Here is an 18,533-nt window from a genome sequence, read left to right as displayed (position 1 = left end):
TTCTCCCCTCGCAAGGGAGCAGCAGGCTCACTTACGATTATGAGCCGCTGCAGCCGTTTAACAGCAGGGAATGGACTTTATCTACCGATTCTATTAGACCATATCGATGATCGTTCATTACCCATGTTGTGACAGTTTCATCAATCGTTCCAAAAATCATCTGTCGCGCAAGACGAATATCTATATTTTCAGAAAACTCACCCGTTTCGATTCCTGTCTGTAAAATAGAATCAATGAGAGTCAGATAATCTTTTAATACATCGTTAATTTTCAATCTTAAATCTTTGTTCGATTGACGCAGTTCAAGCTGTGTCACTGTAGCTAAATGATGATCCTCCGCTAGAAACGAAAAATGCTTGTCAATTAATACGTGAAGTTTTTCTGCCGCAGTTTCAATTCCCGCCAGTTCTTCATAAATTTTTTCTACAAACTGTCCCATCTTCTCTTGAAATAAGGAAATCAAGACATCTTCTTTGTTTTTAAAATATAAATATATCGTACCGTCTGCAACTCCAGCCTGCTTAGCAATTTTAGAAACCTGAGCATTGTGGTATCCGTTTTCTGCTATTACTACTACAGCTGCATCGATAATCTGCTTATACTTTGGTTTATTTCTTCTCAATCTTATACGCTCCTTTAAAATATGAATGATTATTCATTCATATCTTTATAATAAAGAAACCGCAAGTATCTGTCAATTATGTTTCAGCAAAAAAATCAAAGGCGACGATCGATTACGTCGCCTTTTTATGCTTTTCATTTTCTTCTTCAATCAGCGCTCGTCGCAGAATCTTCCCGACCGCTGTTTTTGGAAGCTCATTTCGAAATTCATAAAGGCGCGGAACTTTATAAGCAGCTAAATACTTTCTAGAAAACTCATTTAACTCTTCTTCAGTACATCTTACACCATTTTTTAATACAATGTAAGCCTTCACTGTTTCTCCTCTATATGGGTCAGGAACACCTACCACTACAGCTTCTTGAATTTTTTCATGCTCATATAATACTTCTTCAACTTCTCGAGGATAGATATTATATCCCCCGGCAATAATAATATCTTTCTTTCGATCTACTACATAAAAATAACCTTTATCATCCATATAGCCAACATCACCTGTTAGCAACCACCCGTCTCGCATAACAGCCTCCGTTTCTTCAGGCTGCTTCCAATATCCTTTCATGACCTGAGGACCTTTAACCGCAATTTCTCCTACTTCGCTTACAGCAGCTTCTTTACCTGTTTCAAACGAGAGAATTTTGGCATCTGTGTCTGGCCAAGGCACTCCAATGCTTCCTGGTATTCTCTCTTTCCAAAGAAAATTAGCATGAGTAACAGGAGAGGTTTCCGTCAATCCATATCCTTCCACTAGTTTACCTCCAGTGAGCTTTTCAAACTGCTCCTGCACTTCCACAGGAAGAGGAGCCGAACCGCTCATACATGAATCAATAGAAGATAGGTTGTATTTTGCTAAATCAGGATGGTTTAATAATGCGATGTAAATTGTCGGAGCACCTGGAAATAAAGTAGGCTGCTGCTTATGAATGGTTTTGAGCGTCGTTTTTGCATCAAATTTAGGCAGAAGCACCATCTCGTAGTTTTGCAAAACCGATAGAACAAGAACCGTTGTTAAACCATACACATGAAAAAACGGGATAATTCCAAGCACTTTTTCTTCTCCATGCTTGCAGCGGTATAACCAATGTGAACACATCGTTGCATTGGCTACCAAGTTTTTATGAGTAAGCATGACTCCTTTTGGAAAACCTGTTGTTCCCCCGGTGTATTGTAAAATCGCGATATCTTCGTCTGAAATTCCCTCAGCATTACATACTGCTGGAGAGGATTCACTTATAATGCGTTTAAATAAATGAGTAGTCTCCGTATGACTCACATCCACGCTTATCTTCTGCTGTTTGCGCTGAATAAATGGATAGATTATGTTTTTGGGAAAAGGGAGATAGTCTTGAATAGAGGTGATGACTACGTGTTTTACACTTGTTAACGCTTTCATTTTTACTACACGCGGATATAGCAAATCGAGTGCAATAATCATGGTCGCTTCTGAATCATTCAGCTGATACTCTAACTCCCTTTCCGTATACAAAGGGTTTGTTTGAACGACTACTCCTCCGGCAAGAAGAACAGCATAAAAGGAAATGACAGCTTGAGGGCAATTTGGAAGCATAATGGCTACTCTATCCCCTTTTTTTAATCCCAGTTCAATAAGGTAAGATGACAGTTTCAAAGAATCTTGATGCAGTTGGGAAAACGTCATTTTTTTCCCTAGAAAATAGATTGCGTTTTTTTTAGGGGCTTTTTGAACTGCTTCTTCAAAAAGCTGTGCTAAATTTTTTTGCTCATAATGAAGCGTAGCAGATATTTCCTCTGGGTATTGAGAAAGCCATATCTTTTCGGTGGATTCCACACGTATCCTCTCCCTCAAAAAAATAAAAAATTAGAATTTTCTAATTAAAATTATAGTTCATTCTTTTTTTAGATGCAATCGTTATTGAATGTTCTCTTTCCTGTCTAATCACTCTTTCATCCTGCAGCGTAATAAATAAAAATTGGATTTATCCCTGTACATTATCCGAATTTTTTGTATATAATAAAAATTAGATTTTTTTAAGGAGCTGTATAAATTGATAACAACATTGACTAAAGGACCGTTCAAAGCAGATCACGTTGGAAGCTTTTTGCGTCCTGAGCGTATCAAGCAAGCACGATTACAGGTAGAAAACGGGGAAATGACAAAGAAACAGCTTCGAGCAATTGAAGATGAAGAAATTAGTAAGCTCGTAGAAAAGCAAAAACAAATTGGATTAAAAGCCATAACAGACGGTGAGTTTCGCCGTGCGTGGTGGCACTTTGATTTTCTATCAGAACTTGTGGGCGTAGAACTTTACGAAGCAGAGTCGGGAATTCAGTTTCACGGGGTCCAAACAAAAGCTCACGGTATAAAAGTTACTGGAAAACTAGATTTTAATCACCACCCTATGATTGAAGATTATAAATTTCTTCATCAAGCGGCCGGAAAAGAACACGTGGCTAAGTTCACCATTCCAAGTCCCAATATGCTGTTTTTCAGAGGTCATATTGAAGAGTCTGCTTACTCGGATACGGATGTATTTTTTGCTGATTTAGTTAAAACATATCAAAAAGCCATTCAAGCATTTTATGATGCTGGATGCCGCTATTTACAGTTAGATGATACTGCGTGGGCGGTCTTTTTCTCAGAAAAAGGACAAGAACAAATCGCGTCAAAAGGATTTACGCCCCAAGAATTACTGAAACGTTTTACGGATGCGATCAATGAATCCATTGCGCATAAGCCAGATGATATGGTTATTACAATGCATATTTGCAGAGGGAATTTCCAATCTACTTATACAGCAAGCGGCGGATATGAAAATGCGTCAAAAGCTATTTTCAGTCAGTTAAACGTAGATGGACTATTTTTAGAATTTGATGATGAACGCTCAGGAGGATTCGAACCTCTTCGACATGTAAAGCGAAATGACCTTCAGATTGTCCTTGGTCTTATCACATCAAAATTTGGAGATTTAGAAGATCCTGAAGCAGTGAAAAAACGAATTGCTGAAGCGGCAGAATTTGTTTCTCTTGATCAAATTTGTTTGAGTCCCCAGTGCGGATTTGCTTCTACAGAAGAAGGAAATTTACTAACTGAAGAACAGCAGTGGGATAAAGTAAAGCACGTGATTGCAATTGCTGAAGATGTATGGAAGTAATCATTAAAAAAGCTGACCTGCTTTAAGGCCAGCTTTTTTGCTGTCATCACAATGTTAGGAAAAGCTATATAGATAAATAGATAAGACCAATAAGCATAAACACTCCGCATAAAATGAGTAAAATTTTCGCTAACTTCTCCATGACTCTCTCCTATCCTATCCCTGCTCCTATTACATAGGACATACCGATTGAAATAACAAGTGAAATAAACCCAACGGCTCTGTTATCTTGTTCAATTTCATCATCGATTCGAAATTTCGGCGTCAAAAATTCGAAAATAAAATAGCTGACTAGTAAAAGAACAAACCCATATATTCCCCATCCAAGCATTCTTAACAAATTGTCGTTGTGCTCAATCGAATAGCGAAAAATATTAGCTAATCCAAATATTTTCCCACCTGTTGCCATCGCAACAGCCATATTTCCTTTTTGAATCTCTTCCCAATTCTTATATTTAGTAACGAGCTCAAACACAACAAGAAAGACGACAATGCTCAAGACAACCACGCTGTAATAAGCGGCGGATTCAATATACGGGTCTTTCCAAAAATCCCTCATTTTTGCATCACTCCTAATTTATATTACACTCCACCTAATGAACTGACAGGTCTCTTTCCTTTACTTGCATCGTTCTTAAAAGAGATAGAAAACCCAACATAGTTCATGAGCCATGTCGGATTTTCCATCTTCATATATGCTTGTTCAGCGCATCGACTGACACCTTTATCTCAGCATTCTTTTACTTAAATTCCACAACCGTAACGCCAGAACCTCCTTCAGAAGCTTCTCCGAAACGAATATTTTTAACAGAACGATGATTTTTCAAATATTCCTGTACACCTTTACGAAGAGCTCCAGTTCCTTTACCGTGGATAATCGAAACGCGCGGATAGTTGGCTAACAAAGCATCATCAATATATTTTTCAACTCGAATCAGCGCATTTTCATAGCGCTCTCCTCTTAAATCCAGTTCTAGATTTACATGATAATCTTTTCCTTTTACCGTAGCAAGCGGCTTTGTTTCTACAGGTTTTGGGGAACTAATATATTCGAGATCTTTTTCTTTCACCTTCATTTTCATGATTCCCATTTGCACTTGCCATTCATTATTACTTACTCGTTCCACAAGCGTTCCTTTTTGTCCCCAGCTTAAGACTTTCACTTCATCTCCAGCTTGAAGAGTGCGCTCTTGTTTTTTCGGCACAGCCGGTTTCTTTTTACTTTTTTCAAGAGTTGGAACTGCATCTTCTAGACGCTTACGTGCTTCAATCAATTCATGCTCTTTTACAAGCGCATGATTTTTTTGACTCATTTTACGCAAATCGCTAATGATTTTCTCTGCTTCTTCAGATGCTGCTTGAACTGTGGCTTGAGCTTTTTCTTCAGCTTTTTCGTACAGCTTATCTCGTTTTTCATTAAACTCAATAATCTGACTCTGTAATTCTTTATGAAGCTTCTGAGCCTCTTTTCTTAGCTGTTCAGCTTCTTCTAGCTCATGTTCTGATTGACGGCGGCTATCTTCAAGAGAAGCGATCATATTTTCTACTTTATTTGTTTCTGAGCCAATATAGCCTTTGGCACGTTCAATTACTTCTGCACTTAAACCTAAACGTTTTGAAATTTCAAAAGCATTGCTTCGACCCGGTACACCAATCAGCAGCTTGTAAGTAGGGCTCAATGTTTCAATATCGAACTCTACGCTAGCATTGACCACTCCTTCACGGTTATAGCCGTACGCTTTTAATTCAGGATAGTGAGTAGTCGCAACTACGCGAGCGCCTCTTTCATATACTTGATCTAAAATCGAAATCGCAAGCGCTGCACCTTCTTGGGGATCTGTTCCGGCTCCCAATTCATCGAACAAGACCAGACTTTCATGATCTACTTTTTGTAAAATATCTACAATGTTGACCATATGAGATGAAAAGGTACTCAGACTTTGTTCAATGGACTGCTCATCTCCAATATCAGCAAATACGTGTTTAAACACAGCCATTTCCGATCCATCCAGCGCAGGAATCTGCAAACCTGCTTGAGCCATCAATGTGAATAACCCAAGTGTTTTTAACGTTACGGTTTTACCGCCGGTATTTGGTCCTGTAATAACGATAGACGTATATTGATCACCTAGCTCAATATCATTTGCAACGACATCTTCCTGGGCAATAAGAGGATGTTTTGCCTTCACTAACTTAATATAGCCTCGGTCGTTCATTTTAGGTTTTGAAGCTTTTAGCTCATGGCTATAGCGCCCTTTAGCAAACATGAAGTCCAGCTCACCTAACAAATAAACGTTTTGACGGAGTTCATTTGCCACTTCCGCTACCTGAACGGTTAGAGCAATAAGAATACGCTCAATTTCTTGTTTTTCTTTTACTTTTGCTTCTTGAAGCTCATTATTTAACGTCACAATCGCCTGTGGCTCAATAAATAAAGTTGCTCCAGATGAAGACTGATCGTGCACAATACCTCCATACGCACTGCGATATTCTTGCTTAACAGGAATAACGAAACGTTCGTTTCGAATGGTAACAATCGCATCTGACAACATTTTCTGAGCAGACGAGGAGCGAATAAGACTTTCTAGCTTTTCGCGAATACGAGACTCCGTCGAGCGAAGTTTTTGACGAATGCCTCTTAGCTGGTCGCTTGCACCGTCTAGTACTGTGCCATTCTCATCAATGCTCATTTTAATTGTTTGTTCTACCTCAGGAAGAGGCATTAGTTTTTCGATATGTTCAATTATAATTGGAAGCTGTAAATCTTCGTCTTCTACTACTTGCTCGATAAATTGCTTGACTTGTCTTGCAGCATAAATAGTACTTGCTACATCAAGAAGTTCATTAGAGCTTAGCGTTCCTCCAATTTCAGCGCGCTTTACGCTAGGTCGAACGTCAAAGATGCCTCCTAGCGGTACGTTGCCACGCAATCGCAGCACGGTTGTAGCTTCATCTGTTGCTTCCTGCCATTTGACTACTTCTTCATACTGAGTCGAGGGAATCAAATTCGCTACTTTTTCTCGGCCTAAAGAAGAAGCTACTTTTTTCTGAAGCTGTTCCTTAACTTTATTAAACTCTAGTACATGGAAAATACGTGATTGCAAAACTGATTCCTCCTGTTGCTTATTTATGTCGATTTAAAAAGGCGGTTAATTCTTTGAGGCTATACGTATTTAATACCGTTTCTGGTTTAAGCCAGCCTTTAATTCCCGTAGATATTCCAATTTCCATATGCTCTAGCATGTCTAGATTGTGAGCATCTGTATTAATTGCAATTTTAACTCCTGCCTCTTGTGCTTTTTTTATGTGCTCAGCGGCTAAATCTAAACGGTTTGGATTCGCGTTTAGTTCAAGAGCCGTTTTTGTTTCCTTAGCTAATTCAATTAGCATATCAATATCTACATCATATCCGTTGCGGCGACCAATCAAACGACCGGTCGGATGAGCGATTAAATCTACATGAACATTATTTAACGCTTGCTTTAAACGATTCATAATTTCTTCGCGTGATTGTGAAAAACTAGAGTGAATGGACGCAATAACAAAATCTAGCTCAGCTAGCATTTCATCATCATAATCAAGTGTTGCATCGGGCAAAATATCCATTTCAATTCCTGCTAGTATTGTAAAATCATAGAACTGTGCGTTTAAACGATTAATTTCTTCACGCTGTTTGCGAATGCGTTCAGGCGTTAGACCGTTAGCTACTTTTAAATACTGAGAGTGGTCTGTAATCGCCATGTATTCATAGCCTCGCGCGCGACATGCTTCCGCCATTTCTTCAATTGAATACGCTCCGTCGCTCCACGTGGAGTGCATATGCAAATCACCTTTTACCGCACCGTAGGTCACAAGCGTTTGAGGTTTTATAAATGCATCTACTTCCGTTCCATCTTCACGAAGTTCCGGCGGAATAAAAGACAGCCCAAAATGTTCATAGAATGCTTGTTCAGACTCAAATGTCATAACTTCGCCTGTCTCCGCATTTTCAACGCCATACTCGCTAATTTTTTCACCGCGTTCTTTTGCTAATTGACGCATGCGCACATTATGATCTTTTGATCCTGTAAAATGATGAAGCGTCGTGGCAAACGCTTTATCTTCTACAAGACGAAAATCCACGGACACATCGTACTCATAGGCTAACGTTACCGATACTTTTGTATCTCCATTTGCAATGACATCCTTCACATTTGGCAGCGATACTAGCTGTTCACGGACAGCATGAGGCTCAGCTGTTGAAATAATAAAATCAAGATCTTTTACAGTTTCTCTCATGCGGCGAATGCTCCCTGCTTGAGAAAAACGCTCAATGCTATGCATATGTTTAAGGACTTCTAAAATTTCTTCCGCTATTGGAAGCATAAAAGCAAGAGGCAAACGATCAGGACGTTTCCCAAACTCTTCAATAGCAGCGATAATTTTCTCTTCCGTCTTTTTACCAAAACCGCTTAGTCCCTGCACTCGATTTTCCATACAGGCCTGATGCAGTGATTCCATGTCTTTAATATCTAGCTCTTTATATAATTTAGCGATTTTTTTACCTCCAAGCCCCGGCAGCTTAAGCAGAGGAATAAGTCCTTCAGGAACTTCTTGCTTTAGTTCTTCTAGTACGCTTGACTCATTTGTTTCCATATACTCTGTAATAACTGCAGCCGTTCCTTTACCAATCCCTTGGAGCTTGGTAAAATCCTCAATCTCTGTCAGCGTTCTCTCGTCCGTTTCTAGCGCTGCAGCTGCTTTTCGAAAAGCAGAAATTTTAAAAGGGTTATCTCCTTTTAATTCCATATATGTAGCAATTGTTTCTAACAATTTAATAATATCCTTTTTATTCATCTCTTTTCACCAGCCTATTATCATAATAACGAAACTTTCAAAACATGATGAGTGACATATGTACTCTCTCAAATTTTTATCTAGACATACTTTTATCTCCGTGAAAACCGCAGAACAGACTGCGATAAAAAAAGAGGGTATCTCAAAAGTATTATGACACTTTCGACACACCCTCTCAACAAGCTATTGTAATTTCATTACATTACACCATACTGAGTCCACAAATCTTGAATGGCAGACGATAAGTATGGAGTATTTTGTACGATATTGATTGCAATTGAAGACTGTTGAATTGGCGTTTGAATTTCACTTACAGGAATCACGGCTCCAATGTATAACAAAATAAAAACGATGATATACACTTCAACGAATCCAAGTGCACCTCCGCCCCATTTATTTAACTGGCGCAGAATTGGCAGTTCGGTTAAAGCCGTTAAAACAGAGCCTGCAAGGCGAAGTACAATGTGAGTAGCAAAAAATAAAATCGCAAATGCAATCATTCGATAAAAAGCGTCTTCTATCGTTCCAGAATCAAATACAAACGATGCGACACTTTGCTGCTGAATATTGTCTGGAAACGGAATCAACAAGCGAAGTCGGCTTGCCAAATCTCCACTAAACATATAAGCGACGATAAACGAAACCGCAAAACTGACAATATGAATGAGCTGCAAAATAAATCCCCTTTTAAGACCTGTTACAAAGCCTAAAAGAAGCAATATAATTAAAATGATATTAAGCATTGACTCAGTCATTCCTCTTTTCCATAAAGTTTTTGTTCAAGTCTCTCATAGTCTTCTTTCAGTTTTATATATTCGTGTACAGCATTCACAGCTGTTAATACTGCTAATTTATTGATATCTAAAGAAGGGTTTTTAGTACTGATTTCACGCATTTTTTCATCCACTATAGAGGCGACAAGTCGAATATGGCTTGTACTTTCGCTACCGACGATGCTGTACTGCTGACCAAAGATGTCAACTGTCGCACGTGTTTTATCTTGTCTTGACACGAGAAAATCCTCCGTTCCACGAAAAATCCTAATCCCTATCATACCACGAAGAAGACTTCAATGGAAACATATCTATATTTAAGCTATCATAAGGGATAGTGCTTATAAAGTAAACTAAAATACCCCGAAAGGAGTGAAGCATTATGTCACATGCTGTTATTAAGGTATCAGCTGATCAGATAGCTAAAATGAAGCTTCATTACACATCCTATTTGCAGCCTAAATTGCCGCAGGGAAGTATTTTTTCGGCTAAAACTCCCGGCTGTTCTATCACTGCATACCGCTCTGGAAAAGTACTTTTTCAAGGAAAAGAAGCTGAAACAGAAGCAGCTAAGTGGGGAGGTCCTTTAGATGCTGCTAAAAAGGCTCCCGTCTCACACCTCCCATCAAACTTCAGTTCACTATCGGTCATTGGTTCTGATGAAGTAGGAACGGGAGATTATTTTGGTCCCATGACCGTAGTTGCTGCCTATGTTCAAAAAGAGCAGCTTCCTTTGTTAAGAAAATTAGGAGTACGAGATTCAAAAGAGTTAACGGATGCTAAAATCATTGAAATTGCCAAGCAGCTTGTTTCGTTTATTCCTTACAGTTTGCTTGTCTTACATAACGAAAAGTATAATGCATTTCAAGAAAAAGGCATGTCACAAGGTAAAATGAAAGCTCTGTTGCACAACAAAGCTTTATCCAACGTGTTAAAAAAATTGGATTCTGAAAAACCTGATGCGATTTTAATTGACCAGTTTGTTGAAAAAAACACCTATTATAAACACATCGTAAAGGAAAAAGAGATTATCAAAGAAAATGTCTTTTTCAGTACAAAAGGAGAAAGCGTTCATTTATCTGTAGCCGCTGCTTCCATTATTGCCAGATACGCATTTTTAAAACAAATGGATTTACTAACGGAAAAGACGGGGATGGTCATTCCTCGCGGAGCTGGAGCACAAGTTGATATAGCCGCTGCTAAAATTATTAAAAAACATGGCGTCAATGCGCTGAACTCTTTAGCTAAAATCCATTTTGCTAATACAGAAAAAGCTTTAAAATTAGCTAAAAAATAAGAGATGTGGAAATCCACATCTCTTTTTTTATTCTTATGAACGAAGCGTTGCACCAAATTCTTTTTCAACAGCTTCTAAAACTGCACCATGTGCTTTTGCTACTTCTTCATCTGTTAATGTACGTTCAGGATCTAAGTAACGTAAAGAGAAAGCTACAGATTTCTTGCCTTCTTCCATACGCTCGCCTTCATATAGATCAAATACTGTCACGTCTTTTAAAAGTTCTCCGCCCGTCGTATAGATGACGCGCTGAACTTCTCCTGCAAGAACGTTTTTATCTACAACAAGTGCAATATCACGTGTAATAGATGGGAATCTTGGAATAGCTGAATAACGAACTTCTTCGACATCTGCAGCTAATAGCTCTTGAAGGTGTAATTCAAACACGTATGTTTCACGAAGGCCATACTGTTTCTGAGCAACAGGATGAACTTGACCCACGTATCCAATTTCTTTTTCATCTAACCATACAGCCGCTGTACGTCCAGGGTGCATACCGTCTTTTTTAACGGGAGCATATGAGATTCGTTTCTCTAAACCAAGCTGTGCAAATAACCCTTCTAGTACACCTTTAATCACATAGAAATCAACGACTTTCTTTTCACCTTGCCAGCCGTGAGCATGCCATAGACCCGTGATTGCACCAGCTACGCGCTCCTGCTCATCCGGTAATTCCCCTTCACCTTTAGATAAGAACACTGAGCCTGTTTCGTATAGCGCAATAGAATCCGATTGACGAGCATTATTGTGCTTCACTGCTTCAAGTAAATGAGGCACTAAGCTTTGACGAAGGATGCTGCGATCTTCACTCATCGGCATTGCTAAACCAATCGTACTTGTTGCATTGAGTGCAAACTGAGTAGCTTTTTCAGCGCTCGTTAACGAATAGGTTGTTGTTTGCGCTAGCCCTGCTCCCTCTAAGAAACGGCGAACTTTACGGCGTCCAAGCTGATACTCTGTTAATTTTCCTGGAGTTGCCACTGTTACAGGAAGCGTTGTAGGAAGGTTGTCATAGCCATACATGCGCGCTACTTCCTCCACGATATCTTCTTCAATTGTAATATCGCCTCGACGAGTCGGTACCGTTACAACGATGGTTTCATCTTCGACTTTGCTTTCAAATTGAAGACGGTTCATAATATCTTGTACTTCTTCCATCGACAGTTCTGTACCAAGCACATTGTTAATACGTCCAAGTGACACAGCTACAACAGCAGGTTCCACAGTTAGTGTATCTACTTCTACAGTACCGCTTACCACTTCACCTGAAGCGTATTCAGCCATTAATTCTGCTGCGCGGTCAGCAGCTACACGCGTACGGTTAGGATCAATTCCTTTTTCAAAACGAACACTTGCCTCACTGCGAAGACCGTGGTCTTTGGAAGCTTGACGAACTGTTAAACCTTTGAAGTAAGCTGATTCAATAAGAACATTTACCGTATCGTCTTTTACTTCAGAGTTTGCTCCCCCCATTACACCTGCAAGGGCTACCGGTTCACTGCCGTTTGTAATAACAAGCTGATTGCCTTTTAATACGCGCTCTTGATCGTCAAGCGTTACAAACTTCTCGCCTTCTGACGCGTGACGTACAACAATTTCTTTTGAACCAAGACGATCATAGTCAAAAGCATGCAGCGGCTGGCCGTATTCAAGCAAAATATAGTTGGTAATATCAACAACGTTGTTATGAGGTCGAATACCAGCTGCCATTAAACGCGTTTGCATCCATAATGGTGACGGAGCAATTTTTACGTTTTTCACAACGCGCGCTACGTAAAGGGGATTGTCTTCTTTTGCCTCTACTTTAACGGAAATATAATCAGCTGCTTGCTCATCAGACGTTTGCACGTTTACTGACGGATACTTCACTTCACGACGTAAAATAGCAGCCACCTCATGTGCTACACCTAACATACTTAAGCAGTCTGAACGATTTGGTGTTAGCCCTAGTTCTAATACTTCATCGTTTAAGTTTAATGCATCTAGCGCATCCGCTCCTACTTCAGCATCACTTGGGAAGACGAAGATGCCTTCTTGATAATCTTTTGCCACAAGCTTGCTTTCAATGCCAAGCTCTTGAAGAGAACAAATCATACCGTTCGATTCTTCACCGCGAAGCTTAGCACGCTTGATTTTAAAGTTACCTGGAAGTACAGCTCCCACTTTTGCAACCGCTACTTTTTGACCTTGTGCCACGTTAGGTGCTCCGCACACGATTTGAACGATTTCTCCTCCGCCAAGATCTACTTGACAGCGGCTTAATTTATCCGCATTTGGATGCTGTTCACGTTCTACAACGTGACCAATTACCACTCCGCTGATGCCTTTATTTAAGTTTTCTACACCTTCAACTTCAATTCCACTTTTTGTGATTTTATCAGCTAACTCTTCTGCCGTTACGCCTGATAAGTCAACATACTCTTGTAACCAACGATAAGATACAAACATCGTAGTCCCTCCTTTATACTTGTTTAAATTGATCTAAGAAACGAACATCATTTGTATAGAAATGACGAATATCATCCACGCCGTGTTTTAACATAGCAATACGCTCTACACCGATTCCAAAAGCAAAACCACGATATTTAGTTGAATCGTATCCAGCCATTTCAAGAACATTTGGATGAACCATACCGGCTCCTAAAATTTCAATCCAGCCTGTTTGTTTACATACATTACAGCCTTTACCTCCACATTTTGCACACGATACGTCTACTTCTACAGACGGCTCAGTGAATGGGAAGAAACTTGGACGAAGACGAATTTCACGGTCTGCACCGAACATCTTTTTCACAAATACTTCAAGCGTGCCTTTTAAATCGCTCATACGAATGTTTTCGTCTACTACAAGACCTTCAATTTGCATAAATTGATGTGAATGCGTAGCATCATCGTCATCGCGGCGGTACACTTTACCTGGGCAAATAATTTTAACAGGTCCTTTGCCTTCATTCTTGTTCATAACACGAGCTTGAACAGTTGATGTATGCGTACGAAGAAGCGTTTCTTCCGTAATATAGAACGTATCTTGCATATCACGTGCTGGGTGACCTTTTGGCAAGTTCAGCGCTTCGAAATTATAGTAGTCCTGCTCTACTTCTGGTCCTTCTGCTACTTCATAGCCCATTCCTAAGAATAAATCTTCTACTTCTTCAACCACGCTTGTGAGCGGGTGATGCGTACCTGCTTTAACCGGGCGTCCCGGCAGCGTTACGTCAATTGTTTCTGAAGCAAGTTTACGCTCTACCTCGGCTGCTTCTAACGCCGTTTGTTTTTCTTCAATTTTAGATGCAATCGCTTCACGTACTTCATTTGCAAGTGCTCCCATTACAGGACGCTCTTCAGCTGAAAGTTTTCCCATACCGCGAAGTACTTCTGTGATAGGGCCTTTCTTTCCTAAATAAGCTACGCGTACGTCGTTTAATTCTTTTAAAGCACTTGCTGCTTCGACTTTTGCAATTGCTTCTTGTTGAAGTTCTTGTAAACGTTCTTTCATCACTTATTCCTCCTTTTAACGTAAAAAATGACAAATAAAAAAACCTCCTCCCAAAAAAGGGACGAGGATTAGTCGCGTTACCACCCTTGTTAACTATATACACAGACGTATACAGTTCACTTCATTCAAGTTAACGGAATCTCCGGAACACCTTTACATCTATGTAAGATGGTCTAAGTGTCAACTCAAGAGGTGAATTCACTTATTACATTTATAAAAATGCTTTCAGTCATGGCATTTTCTCCCTGCATAAACGGACATAAGCTACTGCTCTCTTTCATCGTTTTTTACATATGTAACTATTGTATTATTATAGTGAAAACACGTTCTCGATGCAACTACATTCCGCGTAAATAATAAAGTAAGATTCCAGAAGCGATGGCAACATTTAACGACTCGCTCTTTCCATAGATGGGAATGTACAGATTCTGATCCGTTTGTTCCAACACTTTCTCGCTTACGCCGTTTCCTTCATTTCCCACAATCAGCGCAAATTCGTTTGAAGGTTTTACGTGTGTGTAGACCTTTCCATTTTGTAACGACGTGCCGTAAACTGCTATTCCTCTTTCTTTTAACAATGAAATTATTTCGAGTAAATCGCCTTTTACAATTGGAAGGTGAAAAATAGCTCCTTGCGTTGAACGAACGACTTTTGGGTTGTACACATCCACGCTGCCCTCTCCAATGATAATAGCCTCCACTCCCGCAGCATCAGCGGTTCGGATAATGGTGCCTAGGTTACCTGGATCTTGCACGGCATCTAAAAGCAATACTTTCTGTGCTGTATGAATAATTTCCGCATGCTTTGTTTGAAAACACACGGCAATAATTCCTTGAGGTGTTTCTGTGTCAGATAATAACTTACTAATTGCTTCGTTTACAACGATTATTTCGATACCGTCTATATCCCACTGTGCGGGCACTTCGGTCGATTCGCGTATAATTAGTTCCTTTACACAATCCTTATTTTTGATAGCCTCTTCGACTAAATGAAAGCCTTCTACCATAAAAAGGCCCTGCTTATCACGGTCTTTTTTATTATGCAGTTTTTTCCACGCTTTTACCTGCGGATTTTTAACTGAATCAATTTGTTTCACAAACATAACTCCTTTATCTATACAAAAATAAATAGTTCGATTACATTTTGTTCAATAATCATTAGATAAGTTTCACTTTATTGTACATAGAAATCGCAAAGAAAACAAAAACTATTGGTAACTTTACGATAGCTGAGGTGAAAATGATGGATCTTAATTTACGAAATGCTGTTATTGCAAACGTTTCAGGAAACTCAAAAGAAGAGCTTGAGGCTACAATTTCTGACGCTATTCAAAGCGGTGAAGAAAAAATGCTCCCTGGACTTGGTGTTTTATTTGAAGTGCTTTGGGAAAAGTCTCCGGAATCAGAAAAAGAAGAAATTCTGACAACGCTTGAAAACGGTTTAAAATAAATAACCTTTTCCTATGTACAACAAAAAGCTCATTCCCCTAGGAGAATGAGCTTTTTTCAATTATACGTAATGGCGTTAACCGTATCTCGGTCTAAGCGCTTAATGACTTCCGCAATTAATTTAACTGCGTTTTCATAATCATCACGATGAAGCATTGCTGCATGAGAATGGATATAACGAGTTGCAATTGTAATCGAAAGTGCTGGCACCCCGTTAGCTGAAATATGGATAGAACCCGAGTCCGTACCGCCTCCAGCAATTGCATCAAATTGATACGGAATATTTAATTCATCTGCCACATCTACTACTGTATCTCGAAGTCCTTTATGAGAGACCATGGAAGCATCATATAAAATGATTTGCGGACCCTGCCCCATTTTAGAAGAGGCTTCTTTATCAGAAACACCAGGTGTATCTCCAGCGATACCGACATCAACAGCAAATGCAATATCTGGTTCAATAAAGTTAGCAGATGTTTTTGCACCTCGGAGTCCAACTTCTTCTTGCACCGTTCCTACACCATACACAACATTTTCATGTTTTTCATTTTTTAAAGCTTTTAATACATCGATAGCGATTGCACAACCAATACGGTTATCCCAGGCTTTCGCTAGCAGCATCTTTTCATTGTTCATAACCGTAAATTCGAAATAAGGTACAACCTGATCACCAGGTTTTACTCCCCACTCCGCTACTTCTTCTCTGCTAGAAGCACCAATATCGATGAACATATCTTTAATGTCAACTGGCTTTTTGCGAACTTCTGGAGGCAAGATATGAGGTGGCTTTGAGCCAATAATCCCCGTTACCTCTCCTTTAGATGTCACGATGGTTACGCGTTGAGCAAGCATAACTTGAGACCACCATCCGCCTACCGTTTGAAAACGAATAAAGCCGCGTTCATCAATTTGAGTCACCATAAAACCAACTTCATCCAAGTGACCGGCTACCATAATTTTAGGCCCTTGTTCGTTGCCTACTTTTTTTGCAATCAAACTGCCTAGCCCATCCGTCGTTACTTCATCTGCATAAGGTGCAATATATTTCTTCATAACCTCACGCGGTTCACGCTCATTTCCAGGAATTCCTTTTGCATCTGTTAGTGCTTTAAGCATCGTCAATGTTTCATCTAACTTTGTCATATGGATTACCCCTTTCATATGTATACCTCTATTATAGCTAAAAAGAGGTTGAAGTAAAATTTCCCATCCCTTTATTTCTAGTATCCTTGTTCTTGGCGTTTAAAATTCACTTCATTTTTTGACATGTACGCCTCTTCAATATGTTCAGCAGAAAAACCAAACATATCGCCAAGCGTCATGTAAGATGCAAACATGTTCACATAGTTTTCTTTTGACAGGTCCTGCTCGAAAGCAGAAACTTGTGCAAATACCTGTAAAAATTGTGTTGTTTTTGAACCAGCTGCTTTTACTTTTGGCAGCTCAGTTAAATCATCGTATCCTTTTTCAATACCTAAAGAAAGAATGAAATGTACGCCGTCCACAAATTCTTCTAAAATAACAGCATCTTCAGCCGGAGGTTTAACGCTCCAAAATTTGAAGCAGCGCGTTTCGTTTGCCAGCTCTCCCATTTCAACAAGCAGAGCTAAAAGTTTTCTTGGAACCAAGTCTTCCTTATGAAGCTGATGCTTGTCCTCTATATGCTGATCCAGCTGGCGCTGCATGGTAAATAGCTGTTGTAAATTCAATGTAATCACTCCTGTAATTATGTATATCTTCTTCTTTTTAAACCAATAAAGAAATTATATCAAAAATCGTGAAACTTTTTAGAGACTGAAACGTAAAGTAAGAAAACTGTGCCTTGTAAAGGAGGGAGCGTTATGTTTGTTATTGTTATCGTTCGCGTGTTCATTTTCGCGCTTGTTGCTTACACACTATTAAAGCTGGTTCAGCATTTTCGCAGTCCAAAGCGGAAGCTTGTAGCAGCTCAGGAACATCAGCAATTTTTTGTCGTTGACGAAAAAACGAATATCCGCAAAAATTTTCTACTAACGTATAAAGGTATTTTATTTGAAGGAGAAAAATACAGCAATCCCAATGAACCAGAGTCTTTGTCGATTACAATGGTGTTAACAGATCCATCTCGATTGCATGAACTGCAAAAACAAGATTTCAAGCTGCTGGAAAATCACGTACACAACATGTATCCAAATGCTCCTATTCGCTGGAAAAGCCCCGTTCGAGAATTTTTACACTGAGCACAAAATCATTTGTGCTCAGCTGATAACAAAAAAGAAAAGTAAATCAAGAGCGGCAAGAATAGGAAAACCTACTGTAAACGATGTGTGCTTCGTTTTATGACGATAGCAATACATACCAATCAGTCCTCCAATGGCTCCTCCGATAGCAGCTACCGTCCACAGTGTGCTTTCGGCAATTCTCCACTCATGTCTTTTCGCTTTTTGTTTATCTCTATACATCATTCCTATCCCTATTATATTAATAACAATAAAATAGGTAAGCAGCAGTTCATTCATGATATGTCCTCCGATAGCAAAAAAGCCTCATCATCTAAAGATGACGAGACTTTATATTCATTACTTATCTAAGCCTTTTTTAGCAGCAGTTGCTAATTCAGCAAATGCTTTTTCATCAGCTACAGCTAAGTCAGCAAGCATTTTGCGGTTAACTTCAATACCTGCTAATTTTAAACCGTGCATTAAACGGCTGTAAGAAAGACCGTTCATACGAGCAGCTGCATTAATACGTGTGATCCATAATTTACGGAAGTCACGTTTTTTCTGACGACGGTCACGATAAGCATACATGTGAGATTTCATAACTTGCTGATTAGCAACTTTATATAATCTATGCTTCGAACCGAAGAAACCTTTAGCTAATTTTAAAACTTTTTTACGACGTTTGCGTGTTACTGTACCGCCTTTTACGCGTGGCATAATTGTTTACCTCC

18 protein-coding genes and 1 other annotated feature are annotated in these 18,533 nt (G+C 39.4%); of the genes, 4 read left to right on the top strand and 14 right to left on the bottom strand.

All coding sequences use genetic code 11. The features are described 5' to 3' along the window. Positions 1-37 precede the first annotated feature (37 nt). Complete coding sequence (locus ACMX9J_RS18420; protein WP_013059408.1) at positions 38-622, bottom strand: TetR/AcrR family transcriptional regulator; 585 nt, start codon at positions 620-622, stop codon at positions 38-40. 112 nt (positions 623-734) lie between these two features. Continuing rightward, positions 735-2,426: an AMP-binding protein gene (locus ACMX9J_RS18415; RefSeq protein ID WP_098626995.1), complete on the bottom strand. Its 1,692-nt coding sequence runs from the start codon at positions 2,424-2,426 to the stop codon at positions 735-737. Positions 2,427-2,643: 217 nt separating this feature from the next. On the opposite strand from ACMX9J_RS18415, the gene ACMX9J_RS18410 reads away from it, so the two are divergent. Further along, complete coding sequence (locus tag ACMX9J_RS18410; RefSeq protein ID WP_047749792.1) at positions 2,644-3,750, top strand: 5-methyltetrahydropteroyltriglutamate--homocysteine S-methyltransferase; 1,107 nt, start codon at positions 2,644-2,646, stop codon at positions 3,748-3,750. A 151-nt stretch (positions 3,751-3,901) separates the two neighbouring features. On the opposite strand, the gene ACMX9J_RS18405 is transcribed toward ACMX9J_RS18410, so the two are convergent. From ACMX9J_RS18405 to zapA, 5 genes are all read right to left on the bottom strand, one after another. Next, the gene (locus tag ACMX9J_RS18405) at positions 3,902-4,309 is read right to left on the bottom strand and encodes a DUF350 domain-containing protein (protein ID WP_013059411.1); all 408 of its coding nucleotides are present in this window, start codon (positions 4,307-4,309) and stop codon (positions 3,902-3,904) included. A 181-nt stretch (positions 4,310-4,490) separates the two neighbouring features. After that, positions 4,491-6,854 (bottom strand): endonuclease MutS2, encoded by a 2,364-nt coding sequence (locus tag ACMX9J_RS18400; RefSeq protein ID WP_033579629.1) that lies wholly within the window; start codon positions 6,852-6,854, stop codon positions 4,491-4,493. 19 nt (positions 6,855-6,873) lie between these two features. Next, complete coding sequence (gene polX, locus ACMX9J_RS18395; RefSeq protein WP_416226086.1) at positions 6,874-8,586, bottom strand: DNA polymerase/3'-5' exonuclease PolX; 1,713 nt, start codon at positions 8,584-8,586, stop codon at positions 6,874-6,876. A 197-nt stretch (positions 8,587-8,783) separates the two neighbouring features. Beyond that, positions 8,784-9,341 carry a CvpA family protein gene (locus tag ACMX9J_RS18390; protein WP_014458067.1) on the bottom strand — a complete coding sequence of 186 codons (558 nt, stop codon included), beginning with the start codon at positions 9,339-9,341 and terminating at the stop codon, positions 8,784-8,786. Next, complete coding sequence (gene zapA / locus ACMX9J_RS18385; protein WP_013059415.1) at positions 9,338-9,598, bottom strand: cell division protein ZapA; 261 nt, start codon at positions 9,596-9,598, stop codon at positions 9,338-9,340. The genes ACMX9J_RS18390 and zapA overlap by 4 nt, the downstream gene beginning before the upstream one ends. Before the next feature lie 143 nt (positions 9,599-9,741). On the opposite strand from zapA, the gene rnhC reads away from it, so the two are divergent. After that, positions 9,742-10,656 carry a ribonuclease HIII gene (gene rnhC / locus ACMX9J_RS18380; RefSeq protein WP_416226085.1) on the top strand — a complete coding sequence of 305 codons (915 nt, stop codon included), beginning with the start codon at positions 9,742-9,744 and terminating at the stop codon, positions 10,654-10,656. A 33-nt stretch (positions 10,657-10,689) separates the two neighbouring features. Here rnhC and pheT read toward each other — a convergent pair whose 3' ends face one another. The 3 genes from pheT to ACMX9J_RS18365 form a co-directional block, all read right to left on the bottom strand. Then, positions 10,690-13,104, bottom strand: coding sequence for a phenylalanine--tRNA ligase subunit beta (pheT, locus tag ACMX9J_RS18375; RefSeq protein ID WP_416226084.1), 2,415 nt, complete (start codon positions 13,102-13,104; stop codon positions 10,690-10,692). Between the two features lie 13 nt (positions 13,105-13,117). Next, positions 13,118-14,152 carry a phenylalanine--tRNA ligase subunit alpha gene (pheS, locus tag ACMX9J_RS18370; RefSeq protein ID WP_014458064.1) on the bottom strand — a complete coding sequence of 345 codons (1,035 nt, stop codon included), beginning with the start codon at positions 14,150-14,152 and terminating at the stop codon, positions 13,118-13,120. Positions 14,153-14,206: 54 nt separating this feature from the next. Further along, positions 14,207-14,442, bottom strand: a binding site (T-box leader). Positions 14,443-14,490: 48 nt separating this feature from the next. Next, positions 14,491-15,255, bottom strand: a complete 765-nt coding sequence (locus ACMX9J_RS18365) for a TrmH family RNA methyltransferase (RefSeq protein WP_176343388.1) — start codon at positions 15,253-15,255, stop codon at positions 14,491-14,493. Positions 15,256-15,395: 140 nt separating this feature from the next. Here ACMX9J_RS18365 and sspI point away from each other — a divergent pair, with 140 nt between their 5' ends. Further along, the gene (gene sspI, locus ACMX9J_RS18360) at positions 15,396-15,602 is read left to right on the top strand and encodes a small acid-soluble spore protein SspI (RefSeq protein WP_013059420.1); all 207 of its coding nucleotides are present in this window, start codon (positions 15,396-15,398) and stop codon (positions 15,600-15,602) included. A 56-nt stretch (positions 15,603-15,658) separates the two neighbouring features. Here sspI and ACMX9J_RS18355 read toward each other — a convergent pair whose 3' ends face one another. Both ACMX9J_RS18355 and ACMX9J_RS18350 read right to left on the bottom strand, forming a co-directional pair. Beyond that, positions 15,659-16,744 (bottom strand): M42 family metallopeptidase, encoded by a 1,086-nt coding sequence (locus ACMX9J_RS18355; RefSeq protein WP_028411767.1) that lies wholly within the window; start codon positions 16,742-16,744, stop codon positions 15,659-15,661. Positions 16,745-16,821: 77 nt separating this feature from the next. Further along, the gene (locus ACMX9J_RS18350; RefSeq protein ID WP_416226083.1) at positions 16,822-17,310 is read right to left on the bottom strand and encodes a dUTP diphosphatase; all 489 of its coding nucleotides are present in this window, start codon (positions 17,308-17,310) and stop codon (positions 16,822-16,824) included. 132 nt (positions 17,311-17,442) lie between these two features. Here ACMX9J_RS18350 and ACMX9J_RS18345 point away from each other — a divergent pair, with 132 nt between their 5' ends. Continuing rightward, the gene (locus ACMX9J_RS18345) at positions 17,443-17,820 is read left to right on the top strand and encodes a hypothetical protein (protein WP_028411769.1); all 378 of its coding nucleotides are present in this window, start codon (positions 17,443-17,445) and stop codon (positions 17,818-17,820) included. A gap of 18 nt (positions 17,821-17,838) precedes the next feature. Here the strand turns inward: ACMX9J_RS18345 and ACMX9J_RS18340 are convergent, their stop codons facing one another. Both ACMX9J_RS18340 and rplT read right to left on the bottom strand, forming a co-directional pair. Then, positions 17,839-18,099, bottom strand: a complete 261-nt coding sequence (locus tag ACMX9J_RS18340) for a DUF1294 domain-containing protein (protein WP_028411770.1) — start codon at positions 18,097-18,099, stop codon at positions 17,839-17,841. Positions 18,100-18,159: 60 nt separating this feature from the next. After that, positions 18,160-18,519 (bottom strand): 50S ribosomal protein L20, encoded by a 360-nt coding sequence (gene rplT / locus ACMX9J_RS18335; RefSeq protein WP_013059425.1) that lies wholly within the window; start codon positions 18,517-18,519, stop codon positions 18,160-18,162. Positions 18,520-18,533: the final 14 nt, after the last annotated feature.

Origin of the sequence: Priestia sp. RMT2NF4, assembly GCF_047872835.1 — a bacterium.
GTDB lineage: Bacteria > Bacillota > Bacilli > Bacillales > Bacillaceae_H > Priestia > Priestia zanthoxyli.
Note: the sequence above shows the minus strand (reverse complement) of the source record. Positions and strands in the feature narration are given on the sequence as shown.